13 protein-coding genes and 1 pseudogene are annotated in these 15,828 nt (G+C 56.8%); 11 read left to right on the top strand and 3 right to left on the bottom strand.

All coding sequences use genetic code 11. From position 1 onward, the window contains the following. Positions 1-95: 95 nt before the first annotated feature. Together GHO41_RS02050 and GHO41_RS02045 are read left to right on the top strand one after the other, a co-directional pair. Entirely contained in the window at positions 96-458 is a 363-nt protein-coding gene (locus GHO41_RS02050; protein ID WP_123750714.1) for a cupin domain-containing protein, read from the top strand. A 216-nt stretch (positions 459-674) separates the two neighbouring features. Beyond that, complete coding sequence (locus GHO41_RS02045; protein ID WP_123750715.1) at positions 675-971, top strand: I78 family peptidase inhibitor; 297 nt, start codon at positions 675-677, stop codon at positions 969-971. A 79-nt stretch (positions 972-1,050) separates the two neighbouring features. Here GHO41_RS02045 and rpmG read toward each other — a convergent pair whose 3' ends face one another. Together rpmG and rpmB are read right to left on the bottom strand one after the other, a co-directional pair. Continuing rightward, on the bottom strand, positions 1,051-1,206 hold the full coding sequence (rpmG, locus tag GHO41_RS02040; RefSeq protein ID WP_003437824.1) for a 50S ribosomal protein L33: 156 nt from the start codon (positions 1,204-1,206) through the stop codon (positions 1,051-1,053). 11 nt (positions 1,207-1,217) lie between these two features. After that, entirely contained in the window at positions 1,218-1,451 is a 234-nt protein-coding gene (rpmB, locus tag GHO41_RS02035; RefSeq protein ID WP_019410280.1) for a 50S ribosomal protein L28, read from the bottom strand. 525 nt (positions 1,452-1,976) lie between these two features. Between rpmB and GHO41_RS02030 the strand changes: the two genes are divergently transcribed. Then, a complete protein-coding gene (locus GHO41_RS02030; protein ID WP_153432847.1) occupies positions 1,977-3,563 on the top strand; it encodes an ABC transporter substrate-binding protein in 1,587 nt (528 codons plus the stop codon). A 3-nt stretch (positions 3,564-3,566) separates the two neighbouring features. On the opposite strand, the gene radC is transcribed toward GHO41_RS02030, so the two are convergent. After that, positions 3,567-4,241 carry a DNA repair protein RadC gene (gene radC / locus GHO41_RS02025; protein WP_153432846.1) on the bottom strand — a complete coding sequence of 225 codons (675 nt, stop codon included), beginning with the start codon at positions 4,239-4,241 and terminating at the stop codon, positions 3,567-3,569. A gap of 122 nt (positions 4,242-4,363) precedes the next feature. Between radC and coaBC the strand changes: the two genes are divergently transcribed. From coaBC to GHO41_RS01980, 8 genes and pseudogenes are all read left to right on the top strand, one after another. Further along, positions 4,364-5,572 (top strand): bifunctional phosphopantothenoylcysteine decarboxylase/phosphopantothenate--cysteine ligase CoaBC, encoded by a 1,209-nt coding sequence (gene coaBC, locus GHO41_RS02020; RefSeq protein ID WP_048372415.1) that lies wholly within the window; start codon positions 4,364-4,366, stop codon positions 5,570-5,572. A gap of 5 nt (positions 5,573-5,577) precedes the next feature. Next, entirely contained in the window at positions 5,578-6,033 is a 456-nt protein-coding gene (dut, locus tag GHO41_RS02015) for a dUTP diphosphatase (protein ID WP_048387082.1), read from the top strand. Between the two features lie 69 nt (positions 6,034-6,102). Continuing rightward, positions 6,103-7,479 (top strand): annotated as a pseudogene (locus GHO41_RS02010) (phosphomannomutase/phosphoglucomutase); the annotation flags it as partial. A gap of 26 nt (positions 7,480-7,505) precedes the next feature. Beyond that, the gene (gene argB, locus GHO41_RS02005) at positions 7,506-8,414 is read left to right on the top strand and encodes an acetylglutamate kinase (RefSeq protein ID WP_048387078.1); all 909 of its coding nucleotides are present in this window, start codon (positions 7,506-7,508) and stop codon (positions 8,412-8,414) included. 212 nt (positions 8,415-8,626) lie between these two features. Further along, positions 8,627-10,657 carry a type VI secretion system tip protein VgrG gene (locus tag GHO41_RS02000; RefSeq protein WP_153432844.1) on the top strand — a complete coding sequence of 677 codons (2,031 nt, stop codon included), beginning with the start codon at positions 8,627-8,629 and terminating at the stop codon, positions 10,655-10,657. Then, positions 10,654-11,490 carry a DUF4123 domain-containing protein gene (locus tag GHO41_RS01995; protein WP_153432843.1) on the top strand — a complete coding sequence of 279 codons (837 nt, stop codon included), beginning with the start codon at positions 10,654-10,656 and terminating at the stop codon, positions 11,488-11,490. The genes GHO41_RS02000 and GHO41_RS01995 overlap by 4 nt, the downstream gene beginning before the upstream one ends. Then, on the top strand, positions 11,487-14,819 hold the full coding sequence (locus GHO41_RS01990) for a toxin VasX (RefSeq protein ID WP_178126457.1): 3,333 nt from the start codon (positions 11,487-11,489) through the stop codon (positions 14,817-14,819). The genes GHO41_RS01995 and GHO41_RS01990 overlap by 4 nt, the downstream gene beginning before the upstream one ends. Continuing rightward, on the top strand, positions 14,816-15,772 hold the full coding sequence (locus GHO41_RS01980) for a DUF6708 domain-containing protein (protein ID WP_153432842.1): 957 nt from the start codon (positions 14,816-14,818) through the stop codon (positions 15,770-15,772). The genes GHO41_RS01990 and GHO41_RS01980 overlap by 4 nt, the downstream gene beginning before the upstream one ends. The last annotated feature ends 56 nt before the right edge of the window (positions 15,773-15,828 follow it).

The following is a 15,828-nucleotide window of genomic DNA, read 5'->3' as shown; positions in this document are numbered from 1 at the left end:
CAGAGAGGTCGTAAACAGCATGGCTTGTTCGTTTTAATAAACATAGACTTCAGGCTTTCACGCCTATCACGCTGTTATTTCGGGGGGATCAATCAATGAGCATTGAAAACGTCGTCGACTTCAACACCGCCAATACCCAAGCCGAGCGTTACACACCGGCCCCCGAGAAGCTCTTGAAGGGCAACCCTGAGCAGATTTTGCATAACCATTACGCCAGCGACTGTGGGCAATTAAATGCCGGCATGTGGGAAAGCGACGTGGGCCAGTGGGAGGTCAATTTCACTGAGCATGAATATTGTGAAATTGTGCAGGGCGTTTCGGTATTGCGTGACCGAGAAGGTAACGCCAAGACCCTGCGTGCGGGTGATCGTTTTGTCATCCCGGCGGGGTTCAAGGGCACGTGGGAAGTGCTTGAGCCATGTCGGAAGTTTTACGTGGCGTTTGAGCAGGAGTCCTGATACGCCCTGTTTAGAGCCATCAAAAGCCCTGCCATTCACGGATGGCAGGGCTTTTTTATTGTTCGTCATCAGATGCGTGGCGCACAGATCTTGAAACAGCTGGCCCCGGCCTGCCGGGTCAATCTGAGCCAGTCTCTAAAGGCGAAGGCGGCTCACGGAATGAGTACGCCGTGACGGGTGATTTCACCTTTCACACTTATTAGGTAAGGATTATTTATGACTGCTTTTACAACGTTAAAAGGTGTTCTGCTGGCAGGTGCTGTGGCTTTGGGGGCAGTGCCTTTAACCGCTGTGGCGAACGAAAACGGCAAGTGCAACACCAACCTGGCGATCAACTACCTGGTTCCACCTCAGGCGACACCTGAGGTCGTCGAATTTTTGCGCACCAGCTACGGCGCCAAAGATGTTCGCATCGAGCATCCGGGCAAAGGTTACACCAAAGAGTACAACGCATACCGCCTGCGCGTGCTGGTCGATGACCAGAATCGAGTGGGTAGCCAGATCTGCGGTTAAACCCGCATTGGCTGTTCTGTAGGCAACAAAAAAGGCCCGTATCGTGAGATAGGGGCCTTTTTTGTAGAAGAAAAACCAATTACTTGATTTTGGCTTCTTTGTAGATAACGTGCTTGCGAACCCGCGGATCGAATTTTTTGATTTCGATTTTGTCCGGAGTGGTGCGCTTGTTCTTATCTGTGGTGTAGAAATGGCCTGTACCAGCGCTCGACACCAAACGGATCAATTCACGCATGATTAGCTCCCTTAGATCTTGCCAGCGCGACGGATTTCGGCCAGCACGACAGTGATGCCACGCTTGTCGATGATACGCATGCCTTTAGCAGATACGCGCAGACGCACGAAACGTTTCTCTTCTTCAACCCAGAAGCGGTGATGCTGCAGGTTCGGCAGGAAACGACGACGGGTTTTGTTATTTGCGTGGGAAATGTTATTCCCAGTCACCGGACCCTTACCGGTAACTTGACAGACTCTCGACATGCCTCAGCCCTCTAAAACCACATGCCCAACCCGGCATGGGTTGGCCGCTTAATCTCTCAGTCATTTGGCGCCAGGCGCCGCGTTTCTTTAAGGGTCTTACCGGCTACACCTACAAACGAAGGAACCGGGCCCCTAGAAAAGAGCGCTGCTTTATACCAGAAAGACTAAAGCGCAACAACATGCAGTGTGATTTCTAGTGATTAATAAAGGCCGCATTCTAGCTGCAATCCACGGTAAAGCCTATGCCGGACGTGCGGCGACCGCTCGTCGCGAGATGAAAGGTTTCAGGTGAGGTGCCGGCCAATTTCGATACGGGCCTTAACAAACGTAGTCGCTGCCGAAGGCTGCGTGGTTGAAGATATTGCGGTCTTCTCATGAAGGGAGATCAAAAGATCGCAGCCTTCGGCAGCTCCAACGATTATTCGATGCTATTAAAAAGTAGTCATTTGGCAATCAGAACACTAGGGTAGGCGTTTTCCAGACTGCACTTGCAGATGGGCCAACGACTTGCAAAGGAATCAGAATATGCGTCTCGCTGCTGCCCCCTTTTTGCTCACCCTGTGCCTGAGCCCGTTGGCTCATGCAGCCACCTTGAGTGTGTGCACCGAGGCAAGCCCGGAAGGGTTCGATGTAGTGCAGTACAACTCGCTCACCACCACCAATGCTTCGGCAGACGTGCTGATGAACAGCCTGGTGAACTATGACGCCAAAGCGGCCAAGTTGGTGCCGGGCCTGGCGCAAAGCTGGTCAGTGTCGCCTGACGGCCTTGTGTACGAGTTCAAGCTGCACCCCGGGGTCAAGTTCCACACCACGCCTTACTTTACGCCGACGCGTGAGTTGAACGCCGATGACGTGCGTTTCAGCTTCGAGCGCATGCTCGACCCGGCCAACCCGTGGCACAAAGTAGCGCAGAGCGGCTTCCCGCATGCGCAGTCGCTGCAGTTGCCCGAGCTGATCAAGAAGATTGAGACCCCGGATCCGCTGACGGTGCGTTTTACTCTCAGCCACCCGGACTCCACCTTCCTGCCGGCCTTGAGCATGGGCTTTGCGTCGATCTATTCGGCTGAATACGCCGACAAATTGCTCAAGGCGGGGACCCCTGAGCTGATGAACAGTCAGCCCATCGGGACGGGGCCGTTTGTGTTCAGCCGTTACCAGAAGGATGCCGTGGTGCGCTATAAGGCCAACCCGGACTATTTCGCCGGTAAACCTGCGGTTGACGCTCTGATTTTTGCCATCACCCCGGATGCCAATGTGCGGCTGCAAAAACTGCGGCGCAACGAGTGCCAGATCGCCCTCTCGCCTAAACCGCTGGATGTTGATGCGGCCCTCAAGGACACCAGCCTGGCCGTCGCGCAAACGCCTGCCTTTATGACCGCGTTCGTGGCCATCAACAGTCAGCATCCGCCGCTGGACAAGCCAGAAGTGCGTCAGGCCATCAATTTGGCGTTCGACAAGGACACGTACCTCAAGGCGGTGTTCGAAAACAGCGGGCAGGCGGCCAACGGTATTTACCCGCCTAACACCTGGGGCTACGCCAAAGACCTGCCGGGTTATGCCCATGATCCGCAAAAGGCCAAAGAGTTGTTGGCCAAAGCGGGCCTCAAGGACGGCTTTAAAACCACGATCTGGACGCGCCCGACCAGCAGCGTGCTGAACCCTAATCCAAGCCTGGGTGCGCAGTTGTTGCAGGCGGATCTGGCGAAAATTGGCGTTCAGGCGGATATCCGCGTGATTGAGTGGGGCGAGTTGATTCGTCGCGCCAAGGCGGGCGAGCACGATTTGCTGTTTATGGGCTGGGCGGGTGATAACGGTGACCCGGACAACTTCCTGGCGCCGCAGTTTTCATGTGCAGCGGTGAAGTCCGGGACCAACTTTGCCCGCTATTGCGACAAAACCCTCGACACACTGATCAGCCAGGGCAAAACCATCAGCGATCAAGACAAGCGCAGCGCGCTGTATCAAAAGGCTCAGGCAGAGATTCAGCAGCAGGCTTTGTGGCTGCCGCTGGCACATCCAACGGCCTACGCGTTAACCCGTAAAGACGTACAGGGTTATCAGGTAAGCCCGTTTGGACGTCAGGACTTTTCGACGGTTAGCGTTAAGCCTTAAGCGTCACATCCAGCCGTGTTCGACCATCGACAGCGGCTCACCTTCACCGACGATGAAGTGATCCAGCACCCGCACTTCGATCAGATCCAGCGCCTCCGTGAGGCGCTGTGTCAGGGTGCGGTCGGCCTGGCTGGGCTCTGAATTGCCGGACGGGTGGTTATGACAAAAAATAACGGCCGCCGCGTTGTGCGCCAGCGCCCGTTTGACCACTTGGCGCGGGTAAACGCTGGCGCTGTCGATCGACCCTCTGAACAGCACTTCAAAGGCGAGCATGCGGTGTTTGGAGTCCATAAACAGGCAGCCGAACACTTCGTGGGGTTCGTGGCGCAGCAAGGATTTCAAGTAATCGCGAACCGCCTGCGGGCTCTCTAGCGCGGAGTCCCGGCGCAGACGCTCGGCCAAGTGGCGGCGGCCCATATCCAGTACCGCTTGCAGTTGGGTGAACTTGGCAGGGCCGAGCCCGAGCTGGCGACTGAACACCCCCAAATCCGCCTCCAGCAAAGCGCGCAAGCTGCCGAATTCGGTGAGTAGATGCCGCGCCAAATCGACAGCACTTTTGCCCGAAACCCCAGTGCGCAGGAAGATTGCCAGCAGTTCGGCATCCGAAAGGCTGGCCGATCCGTGTTCCAAAAGTTTCTCGCGCGGACGCTCGGCCGCGGGCCAATTTCTGATACTCATGACACCTCCGTGTGTGGGTGCGCCGCTGTTCCGTAGCAAGCGCTGTGTTATCTTAGCCCATCATTTTTGCGTGGCATTTGGCCATTTTCCGCGCAGTCATCATCGAACTAGAAGGCAGGCCTATGCAGCGGCTGTATCGAAAACGCATTGTTTTGGGCGTCGGCGGCGGCATTGCTGCTTACAAGAGTGCAGAGCTGGTTCGCCGCCTGCTGGACCAAGGCGCAGAAGTGCGCGTGGTCATGACGCGCGGCGGCAGTGAGTTCATCACCCCGCTGACCATGCAGGCCTTGTCTGGACACCCCGTTCATCTGGATTTGCTCGACCCGGCGGCAGAAGCGGCCATGGGCCATATCGAGCTGGCCAAATGGGCTGACTTGGTGCTGATCGCCCCGGCCACTGCAGACTTGATCGCCCGTCTGGCCCAAGGCCTGGCCAATGATTTGCTGACCACGCTGGTGCTGGCCACGGACGCCACAGTGGCCATCGCCCCAGCCATGAATCAGGCCATGTGGCGTGACCCGGCCACCCAAGCCAACACCCAACTGCTCCAGAGCCGTGGCCTCAAGGTGTTTGGCCCGGCCTCCGGCAGCCAGGCCTGCGGCGACGTGGGTTTTGGCCGCATGCTCGAAGCCGATGACCTGGTGCACTGCGCGGCCGAGTGCTTCCAGCATCTGGCGTTGACCGGCAAGCACGTGCTGATCACGGCAGGCCCGACCCAAGAGAACATCGACCCGGTGCGCTACATCACCAACCACAGCTCCGGGAAAATGGGCTTTGCCCTGGCCGAAGCGGCGGTTGAGGCGGGCGCCCGTGTCACGCTGATCACTGGCCCCGTGCATTTGCCCACGCCTGATCGCGTCAGCCGCATTGACGTTGTCAGCGCCCGCGACATGCTCGCCGCGTGTGAGGCTGCGATCCCGTGTGACGTGTTTATCGCGTCAGCTGCGGTTGCAGATTACCGCCCGGAAGTCGTTGCCCCGCAAAAACTCAAGAAAGACCCTACGAAAGGCGACGGCCTGCTGCTGCAAATGGTGCGCAACCCAGACATTCTGGCCACCATTGCAACGCGCCCGGACCGCCCTTTTAGTGTCGGCTTTGCCGCAGAGACCGAGCACTTGCTCGATTACGCCGCGCGCAAGCTGAAAGACAAAAATCTCGACCTGATTGTGGCCAACGATGTGGCTAACCCCAGCATCGGCTTCAACAGCGAAGAGAACGCCTGCAGCGTGATTGACCGCGATCTGCACGCCACCGTATTTGCCCAGACCAGCAAGGGCAAGATTGCCCGCCAGCTGATCACTTTTATCGCCGAACGTCTGAACCAGGTTTAACTCGAATGCACGCTTTGCAAGCCAAAATCCTTGATCCACGCATTGGTACCGAATTCCCGCTGCCGCAATACGCCACCCCTGGCTCCGCAGGTCTTGATCTGCGCGCCATGCTCAAAGAAGACACCGTGCTGGAACCGGGCCAAACCCTGTTGATCCCGACCGGCCTGTCGGTGTACATCGGCGATCCGGGCCTGGCTGCGTTGATCCTGCCGCGCTCGGGCCTTGGCCACAAACATGGCATCGTGCTAGGTAATCTGGTGGGTCTGATCGACTCCGATTACCAGGGCGAGTTGATGGTGTCGTGCTGGAACCGTGGTCAAACGGCCTTCAACATCACCATCGGCGAGCGCATTGCTCAACTGGTGCTGGTGCCGGTGGTGCAGGCGCACTTTGAGTTGGTCGAGGAATTCGATGAAAGCCAGCGTGGCGCTGGCGGTTTCGGGCATTCCGGCACTCTCTAATCCTTAATCGCGTTCCCCAAACTCTTCAAGAATGGAGTCTTCCCTGTAATGAGCAGCCCTGCTTCGGTCGCCCCCAACTTCCCTGACACCATTTTTCGCGCCTATGACATTCGCGGTGTGGTGCCAGAAACACTGACCGCTGAAACCGCCTACTGGATTGGCCGCGCCATTGGTTCCGAGAGCCTGGCCAAAGGCGAGCCCCATGTGTCGATCGGCCGTGACGGTCGTTTGTCTGGCCCGGCGCTGGTCGAGCGTTTGATCCAGGGCGTTGCTGACAGCGGTTGCCAGGTCAGCGATGTGGGCCTGGTGCCCACACCTGCGCTGTACTACGCGGCCAACGTGTTGGCGGGCAAGTCGGGCGTGATGCTCACCGGTAGCCATAACCCGTCGAACTACAACGGTTTCAAGATCGTGATCGCCGGTGACACCCTGGCCAACGAGCAGATCCAGGCGCTGCATACGCGCCTGAAAAACAACGACCTGACGTGGGGCGAAGGCAGCATCGAGCGCGTTGATATTTTGTCGCGCTACGCCGATGAAATTGTCAAAGACATCAAGCTGGCCAAGAAGCTCAAGGTCGTGGTCGATTGCGGCAATGGCGCTGCCGGCGTGATCGCGCCGCAACTGCTGGAGGCGCTGGGCTGTGAGGTGATCCCGTTGTTCTGCGAGGTGGACGGCAACTTCCCGAACCACCACCCGGACCCGGGCAAACCTGAAAACCTGGTAGACCTGATCGCCAAGGTAAAAGAAACCAATGCCGACCTGGGCCTGGCTTTCGACGGCGACGGCGACCGCGTGGGCGTGGTGACCAACACCGGCACCATGGTGTTCCCAGACCGCTTGCTGATGCTGTTTGCCCAGGACGTGCTGGAGCGCAACCCGAACGCCGAGATCATCTTCGATGTGAAGTGCACCCGTCGTCTGACCCCGCTGATCAAGGAATACGGTGGTCGCCCATTGATGTGGAAGACCGGTCATTCGTTAATCAAGAAGAAGATGAAAGCGACCGGTGCCTTGCTGGCCGGTGAAATGAGCGGGCATATCTTTTTCAAAGAGCGCTGGTTCGGCTTTGATGACGGCATTTACAGCGCTGCACGCCTGCTGGAGATTCTCAGCAAACAACAGCAGACCGCTGAAGAGCTGTTTGAGACCTTCCCGAACGATATTTCTACGCCAGAAATTAATATCGATGTGACGGATGAGAGCAAATTCAGCATCATTGAAGCCCTGCATGACGCCCAATGGGGTGAGGCCGCCGAGCTGACGTCGATTGACGGCGTGCGCGTCGACTATCCACAAGGCTGGGGCCTGGTTCGCGCGTCCAACACCACGCCGGTGCTGGTGCTGCGATTTGAGGCTGATACCGAGGCCGAACTGCAACGCATCAAGGATGTCTTCCACGCTCAACTCAAGCGTGTGGCACCTGATCTTCAACTACCGTTTTGATCGACTGAGTTTTACCGGAGCCCTGAATGACCCTCGAACGTGATGCCGCCTCTAACGTCGCCAAGGTTTTGTCCGAAGCGCTGCCTTACATTCGCCGCTATGTCGGCAAGACGCTGGTCATCAAGTACGGCGGCAACGCGATGGAAAACGATGACCTGAAAACCGGTTTTGCGCGCGACATCGTGCTGATGAAAGCGGTGGGTATCCACCCGGTCGTGGTCCACGGTGGCGGCCCGCAAATCGGTGATCTGCTCAAGCGTTTGTCCATCGAGAGTCATTTTATCGACGGCATGCGCGTGACCGACTCGCAAACCATGGACGTTGTTGAAATGGTCCTGGGCGGTCATGTGAACAAGGAAATCGTCAACCTGATCAACCGTCATGGCGGCAGCGCTATCGGGCTGACCGGCAAAGATGCCGGTCTGATCCAGGCCAAAAAGATGGTGGTGAAGCGCCAGACCCCGGAAATGACCACGCCTGAAATCATCGACTTCGGTCATGTGGGTGAAGTCACCGGGATCAACACCGATTTGCTCAACATGCTGACCAAGGGCGACTTCATCCCGGTTATCGCACCGATTGGTGTAGGCCCGGACGGCGAGTCGTACAACATCAACGCTGACTTTGTGGCGGGCAAAGTGGCTGAGGCGCTGAAAGCTGAAAAGCTGATGCTGCTCACCAACATTGCCGGCTTGATGGACAAGGAAGGTCATGTGCTGACCGGCCTGACCACCGCGCAGGTCGACGGGCTGATTGAAGACGGCACCATCTACGGCGGCATGCTGCCGAAGATTCGATGCGCGCTGGAAGCCGTGCAAGGTGGCGTGACCACCGCGCACATTGTCGATGGTCGTGTACCGAACGCCGTACTGCTGGAAATCTTCACCGACACCGGTGTGGGCACGTTGATCAGCAACAGCAAGCCTGCTGCTTAAGCCTCAACCCTCCCGCTGTAGGCGCGAGCCTTGCCTCGCGATCTTTTGACCGTTTAAAAGATCGCGAGCAAGCCTGCTCCCACACAGATTTACGGATCTCCGACAACGAAGGCCGTATTCCCTCGTAAGTAGAGACTCCTCCTACATCCTGCGCTGTGCCCATCCTTTAGCGTTCACTCCTTTGCGCTGACCTCACGTCAGAGGAGTCATGGATGCCCGCATTTGCTCGCGACAACTCGTTCAGGCTGAACATCAACCGTTGCCCTCATCCTGTTGAGGTGCTGGCCTTCAGCGGTGACGAAGCGCTCAACACGCCCTTTGCCTTTGACGTTGAGTTGGTGTGTGATCGCGCAGATCTGGACCTTGAAGCGCTGCTGCACACCCCGGCTTTTTTGGCCTTTGATGACCTTGGGCGCGGTATCCACGGGCAGATTTATCAGATCGTCCGATGCAGCCCTGGCAAGCGCCTCACGCACTATCGCCTGACGCTGGTGCCGCGTTTGGCCTACCTGAAACACCGCACCAATCAGCGCATTTTCCAGAACCAGACCGTGCAGCAGATCATCGAAACCCTGCTCGAAGAGCACGGCATTCTCGGCAATGCGTACGGTTTCACGCTGCAATCGACCTACGAACCTCGCGAGTACTGTGTGCAGTACGCCGAATCCGACCTGCATTTCATTCAGCGGCTGTGTTTTGAAGAGGGCATGCATTACCACTTCAAGCATTCGTCTGATGCCCACTACTTACAGTTCGGTGATGGACAGGCGGCTTTTACCTCGCTGCAACCGGCAACGCCTTACATACCCAGCGGCGGGATGGCGGCCGACTCGGCGGCGATTCAGGGGATGGATCTGCGTTTGCAAACCCGAACCAACAGCACAGCGCGGCGTGATTACGACTTTAAAGCTGCCAGCCGCACGCTGGAGGCCAACAGCCATAGCGACCTCAAACACCGCCCGCTTGAGCATTACACCTACCCCGGTCGCTTTACTAGCGATGCTCAAGGCGAGCGACAAAGCCAGCGAGCGCTGGAGCAGCATCAGAGCGATTATCGCCAGGCCAGCGGTCACAGTGATCAGCCGACCTTGAGCAGTGGTCACTTTTTAACCCTCAGCGAGCACCCTGTTAGCGACTGGAATGTGCCGTGGCTACTGACCCACGTTCACCATGAAGGCAAGCAGCCGCAGGTGCTTGAAGAGCAAGGTGGGCGCTCAACGCTCTTGCATTCGCCGGGCTTTAGCCAAGGCTATCGCAACCACTTTGTGGCGATCCCCGAGGGCGTGACGTACCGCTCGCCCGTGGTGTTTGCCAAGCCGCGCATCCATGGCAGCCAGACAGCCCGCGTTACCGGCCCGGCGGGGCAGGAGATCCACTGCGACGCGTTCGGCAGGGTCAAGGTCAGCTTCCATTGGGACCGCAGCGGGGCGAGCGACGACACCAGCAGTTGCTGGCTGCGCGTGGCCTCCAGTTGGGCGGGCGACAGTTATGGCGCGGTGACGATTCCGCGGATCGGCATGGAAGTACTGGTCAGCTACCTGGAGGGTGATGTCGATCAGCCGGTGATTTCAGGCTGCCTGGTGTCGAGCATGACCCCGACGCCGCTCAAACTGCCTGTCGATAAAACCCAAAGCACCTTGCGCAGTCGCAGCACGCCGGGCGGTGGCGGCTACAACGAATTGCGCCTTGAAGACCGCCAGGGCCACGAAAAAATCTACCTGCATGCCCAGCGCGACATGCAGCAACACATTGAGAACGACAGCCGCTTGCAGATCGATGGCCAGCGCGAAGAAACTATCAGCGGCGCCAGCGTGGTAGTGCTCAAGGGCGAAGACCAGCAAACCGTCAGCGGCGATCGCAAAGTGCAAGTGCAAGGGAATGACTTCCAGGCCGTCGCCATGACCAGCCACACACGGGTGGGGATGGTTATGGCTGTTGAAGCCGGGGTGCACGCGCATTTCAAGGCCGGGGCAACGCTGGTGGTCGATGGCGGCCCGCTGCTGACCCTGATGGCGGGTGGTCAACACCTGCAACTCACGCCGGTGGGGATTTACAGCAGTTCACCGATCTTGCCCGGCGGGGTGCCAATACCGGGCATGCCGGCAGTGCCGGCCAGTACGGAGGGGGTCGAGGCCATGACGGCACTGGCGCTTGAGTCGCAAAAACGCGCCTTCGCCAGTGCCAGTGCGAAACGGGCGCCCGTGTGCCTGGCCTGCGAAGCCTTGCAGGAGGGGCAGGCATGACCCGCGCTTACCTGCTGCTCGACAGCCATCTGATCCCGAACATCTATGCGCGCCTGTTTGAGTTGGCGAACATCACGGTTGCGCATTCGCTGTACCTGACTACCCGCTATGCCGAGATGGCTTCTTTTGGCCCGGTGCTGGTTAGCGTCGAACCGGGCAGTGCGCTGGCCAACACCTTTATTGAGCATTGGCAGGGTCGAGCGGGTATCTGGCTGGAGTCTGACGCAGACGAAACCCTTGTTTTAGAGCACCTGCGTAGCCTGATCCATGTCCGGCTTGCGGGCAATGTCACGGCTTTTTTCCGTTTCTACGACCCGTGCATTACCCGCCTGTGGCTGGCAGATCTGGCAGAGGCTGAGCGGGATCAACTGATGGGCCCGGTTCGCGTCATCAGGCTGCCGGAGGGTGTGGTTATCCAGCAGAACAACCCGCATCAACCCTGCGCCCGCTACGCGACGACGCCGTGGCTGACGTTAAGTGCACAGACGCTGGAGCATCTGTGCCAAGCCCGGCGCGAGCACTTTACACAGCGCCTTGTTGAGCATGGCCAGCGCTACTTTGCGCCGTGTTTGCAGGGGTTGGACGAGCCGGGGCAACAGGCATGGGCGCTGGGTTGTCAGCGCAATGCAGCGCGCCAGGGCTACAGCGCCGATGACGAAGTCATGGCCTGGGCAAGCCTGTATGCCGCCTTCGGTGATGAGTTTCCCGAAGGCCCGGAGCATGCGGTCTATCGCCAGGTGTTGAGCCAGCGAGCAGTCGCCCCCGAACAGCGTCTGGAGCAGTTACTGGACGCATTGATGACGCAAATGAAGCCTGCAGAGCGTGCGCTATGAACCTTGATAAACGTCTGGCCTCAATGGTCAACCTGTCTGAGGCCCGGCGCGCCGCCAGTGCCTGCGAACACGTTGACATCAACAGCACCGTTCAACAGTGCCCGGCTAGCCAGCCGCATTTATTTGTCGTTCCGGTGCGTTACGCCCTCAGCGAAGAACCCGCCAGCCATCCGGCGTGCCAGCCCGGCACACAGACCCAAAGCCACCCGATGGCTGCGCGCCTGTTGCGCGCAGGGTTTGTCTATGTGTGGCAAGGCCGCGGCCCATTGCAGCGATATGCAGTGGCTGAAAACAACCTGCTGCTCAGCCAGGGTCTGGATGAGGATGACACCGTCGTCCAGTCCGGCACCTTGAGTGGCTTGGCGCTGGCCAAGCAACAAGACGCCTGGCTGCTCTACAGCGAAATCCCCCTCAACCCGGCCGCCTGCGCCGAACTACACGACCCTCAACAGCGCGCCAAACGCATGCGTCTACTCGACCTGCGACAAGTGGCCAATACGCTGCAAGCGCCGCATTGTGCACCGTTGAGTGAATCGAAAAGCGTCATGGCCGAGTTGATTCCGAGCACCTATGACTTGGCGATGGCGATTGATTACCGACGTCATCAACCGGCCTTGCGCGAGAGTGCGGACGAACTGGGCAAGAAGGTCATGGCAGACCCGACACCCGACAACATCAAGGCCTACACCGATGCCATGCATTGGCTGCATGAGCGGGAAAAAGTGTCGGCGAGCTACCCGGCTGTGTCGGACGACGTCACGCCACCGGGTGAATGGAGCGCTGAACAATGGGCTGCCACCCGCACGCAAGACCTGATGGAACAGGCTCATGCGCAGTCACGCGGGTTGTTCACGGTATTGGCCTGCCTTGACGATGACCTGGGTGTTTTACGTGACATCAATCATGAGCAAGAACTGATCGAGTCGCGGCATGAACAATGGCAGGCCGATAACAACTTGCGCCTGAGTATTGGCGGGTTTGTGCGGAGTTTGATTACGGAGGATCCCGACGAGGTGATCGGGATGCTGATTTACCGCTATCGGGAACAGGACATTGAACTGACGCGTGAGCAGGCGCAGATGTTGCTGGACACTCGTACTCGGTTAGAACAACTGGCCAGAGAGCGTTATGCCGCCAATGTGCCTGATGGGTCTCCATTCACCAAGCAGCAAGCCGATATTCGACTACACGAGATACATCTTCGCGAACAGGCTGCGGTTGCGCCGATCCGCGGGTTTATACCGCTGAAGTTTCATGACGAAATTATGGAAATGGTGCTTGAGTACCAGGTTAATAAACTCAGTAACACGCACAACACTCACGCCAGCGACAAAGTCGAACAATACATCGATCTGCCCGCCATGAACCAATGGCTCGACGAAACGGCCCCGAAACACTTTGATCACCTGAAAGAGCGACACAAAGCCCTTTATGCCGATCGTGGCACTTACCTGCCGCGTCACCATAGCGGTACGTGGTTTGTGGATTATCAAGCTAGCGACCACCGCCAATGGCTGGATGAACTGGCATTGGCCTGCCTGAGCGCGCAGTGCTTGCGCACAGTTGGCGCTGAGCAATATGCGGACTATGTACGCAGTGCGGATGACGGGGCGTTAAGGCAGTTGTTTTATGGGTGGAGCCCCACACTCGAAGGCGCGGTCAATACCAACAGCCGCGCAACGGAGTTGATGGCTGCGCTAGAAGTTGAAAATCAGGCCAATGCGATGGCGGCGTTGAGCAAGGCGTTGGGGCCACAAGGTATCAATATTCTGTCTGACCTTGGTGTTAGGTCGGGTAACGTCAATAGCTTGTGGAACACCCTTTTAAAGCGTTTAGGCGCGTCGTTGCTGCTGCTCGGCAGCAAAGCGGGCGAACCATTACAAGGGCCTTGGCTGGCGATAATGAGTGCCACCCGAGCGGGGCATCAAATTGGTTTGCGGTTAATAACCCAAGGTAAGCACCAAATGTTGGTGCAGTTTGGCAAGGCGGCAGAAGATCTTGCCCAATGGGTTAATACCACCGGTAAAGCCATCGGCCGTGGCCACATTGCAAAAATTGTCGACTCGCCCGCCGTTAAAAACAGCGGAGGCCTGATCGCTCTGACGGCGTTGCTGCTCAATAGCTGGAATGCCAGTAATTATCTGGGGCATGCCGGAGTACTGGAGGGGATGGATCAGCAGCGGATATACGACACTTATTCAGCAACGCTCTATGCCGGGGCGGCATTGGTGGCGGTAATTGATAGTCAGGTCAGGGGAGGAGTGAAGGACAAGGCGATTGCACTCAAGCTTCCCAATAATACTTGGGTTAGTGTCCCTGTTTTAACTCTTTTTGGGGGTGTGATTGGTGGTCTATCTGCAGGTGCTGCTGCTATGGAGTTTCTGTCTTTACAGAAACAGATAGAAAATGCTCACGGTACTATTGATCCGTGGTTAACGATGCGTCGAAATATAGTAGGTGGTCAAGTTATCGCCTTTACAACTCAGGCTTTGTTCGGTTTGATTTATACCTTCAGATCGGTTTCTGGAGGGCTCACAGTAAGCGCAGCAGTGGGAGGGTACTTGTTATGGATGGGGCCGCTTAATTTGTTAATTGCTGTACTAGGCGTGTTGTATCTGATTGCCTGGTATTTTCAGCAAACGCCGATGCAAAGTTTTTTAAATAATTGCTGCTGGGCAAAGTCTCGCGCCCGCGATCTAAATCCAATAAATTTGGATGCTCAGCAAGACGAACTTAATCGTTTGTACGGGATTCTTTATGTCCCTAGAATCAGCTTTGAATCCGAAGAGCAAAGTAGCGTGATGAGTTCTTTGCAGTCCGGTGTAGTGAATAGTCCGGTCAAAAACCTCACCATTGATCTGCCAGGAGCTGAGCCCAGTAATGTTTATCTGGAGTTAAGTATGGTTGGCAATCCACTAGATACCCTGGCAATGCGTGAGCGGATAAAAAGTGGTCAGGGGAAATACTCTCCTGAAGAGCCAATGCAAGATGTTGGCAATTATTGGGTGCTCGCAAGTCGTTGTGAGTGGATTCCGCATACTCAAGGGCAGGGTTTACGCTTGAGTGGCCCATTCAACACAGTCCCTGACTTGTATGGCTCCAAACCCACAACAGTATTTTTGCGCTTGCGATACAACACACCTTTAACTTCAATGCTAGGACTCCACAATTTTGTGGGTGGAGATCGAGGGGTAGCATTCACGTTGAGTGCCGCGACTGGAGTAATAGCTTTGCGTAATGACCCAACGCCAGAGTTGGATATCGCTAAGCGTTATCCGTTGGGCGGCCAACAGTGTTCAATTTTTTTGCAGCCAGGCATCAAACGATGAGTGCACCAACCGCCGGGACAAGTAACACTGGCTTGTTTTCACAGCGAGATTATTTGGCTCCCTTGCCAATACCAACAGGGGAGAAGCCAATCGATACACTGAACCTTGTTTGGAGAAAAAACGACATATTTATAGATATTGGTAATTACAGCATTGGTTCAGCTTTGATGATTTTATGGCCGATGGCATTGCTTTATTTTGGGATGGCTTTTGGGTTTTTGAGCATAGCACCTGACTTTAGTGAAATTATGTTTGTCATAGGCGGAGTCAGTACAGGCATTCCTGCGCTAATGCTGGCTAATATGCTCTACCGCCCAACCCCTTTACCCATTCGCTTTAATCGCCAACGCCGTGAAGTCTGCGTGCCGCGTAAAGATGGCGAGTATTGGATTGTGCCTTGGGAAACGGTAACCGCCGCTGCGGCGCAGAGTTCTTCAGTGAGTCAAGCAGGTCGGAATACCTCAGGGATGCTGTTTATAGGCTTTGATAATCCAGACCCTCATGCTGAAGAAGATAACAAGCACTTTTATTGGGGTTTTAATTGCGGGGGGAATGAAGCGGCAATGTCAATGTGGGAGTGCATGCGCAGTTTTATGGAGATTGGCCCTCATGCATTACCGCAAACGAATGACTTTGAAGGCAGTCGTGGCAGTTTGAAAGGGCGAGGAATTATCTGGGGCACTTGTTGTGAATACGCGAAAGGTATTTGGCTCCATTTGCGCGAGGGTGAGTTTTTTAAGGCCGCGTGGTTATTTATCGGCATCTTCATTTTCGGCGGCCCCATCGTCTTCATGCTGCAAACCTGGAAACTCTCGCCGCCACCGGCCTTTGACCACCCCGACATCATCGAATGGTCCAAACCCCTCCCGCCCGAGCAATGGGCCAAGCGCTCCCCGGAACTGGAACTCGCCATCGCCCGGCGCGAAGCTGAATTGGCCGCACAGGCGGGTTGATCCGCAAAACAAAACGGGGGAGGCGCGACAGGTGTCGTGCCTCCCCCCGTGGGGAA

It is taken from the genome of Pseudomonas sp. FSL R10-0399 (assembly GCF_009600165.1).
In the GTDB taxonomy this organism is placed as follows: domain Bacteria; phylum Pseudomonadota; class Gammaproteobacteria; order Pseudomonadales; family Pseudomonadaceae; genus Aquipseudomonas; species Aquipseudomonas helleri.
This window is presented reverse-complemented; position numbering and strand designations above follow the sequence as displayed.

Bases quoted from the DNA above. Each gene is read 5' to 3' on its own strand.
- GHO41_RS02050 (WP_123750714.1), top strand. From the start codon at position 96: ATGAGCATTGAAAACGTCGTCGACTTCAACACCGCCAATACCCAAGCC.
- GHO41_RS02030 (WP_153432847.1), top strand. From the start codon at position 1,977: ATGCGTCTCGCTGCTGCCCCCTTTTTGCTCACCCTGTGCCTGAGCCCG.
- argB (WP_048387078.1), top strand. From the start codon at position 7,506: ATGACCCTCGAACGTGATGCCGCCTCTAACGTCGCCAAGGTTTTGTCC.
- coaBC (WP_048372415.1), top strand. From the start codon at position 4,364: ATGCAGCGGCTGTATCGAAAACGCATTGTTTTGGGCGTCGGCGGCGGC.
- rpmG (WP_003437824.1), bottom strand. From the start codon at position 1,206: ATGCGTGAATTGATCCGTTTGGTGTCGAGCGCTGGTACAGGCCATTTC.
- dut (WP_048387082.1), top strand. From the start codon at position 5,578: ATGCACGCTTTGCAAGCCAAAATCCTTGATCCACGCATTGGTACCGAA.
- GHO41_RS01990 (WP_178126457.1), top strand. From the start codon at position 11,487: ATGAACCTTGATAAACGTCTGGCCTCAATGGTCAACCTGTCTGAGGCC.
- radC (WP_153432846.1), bottom strand. From the start codon at position 4,241: ATGAGTATCAGAAATTGGCCCGCGGCCGAGCGTCCGCGCGAGAAACTT.
- GHO41_RS02000 (WP_153432844.1), top strand. From the start codon at position 8,627: ATGCCCGCATTTGCTCGCGACAACTCGTTCAGGCTGAACATCAACCGT.
- GHO41_RS01995 (WP_153432843.1), top strand. From the start codon at position 10,654: ATGACCCGCGCTTACCTGCTGCTCGACAGCCATCTGATCCCGAACATC.
- GHO41_RS02045 (WP_123750715.1), top strand. From the start codon at position 675: ATGACTGCTTTTACAACGTTAAAAGGTGTTCTGCTGGCAGGTGCTGTG.
- GHO41_RS01980 (WP_153432842.1), top strand. From the start codon at position 14,816: ATGAGTGCACCAACCGCCGGGACAAGTAACACTGGCTTGTTTTCACAG.
- rpmB (WP_019410280.1), bottom strand. From the start codon at position 1,451: ATGTCGAGAGTCTGTCAAGTTACCGGTAAGGGTCCGGTGACTGGGAAT.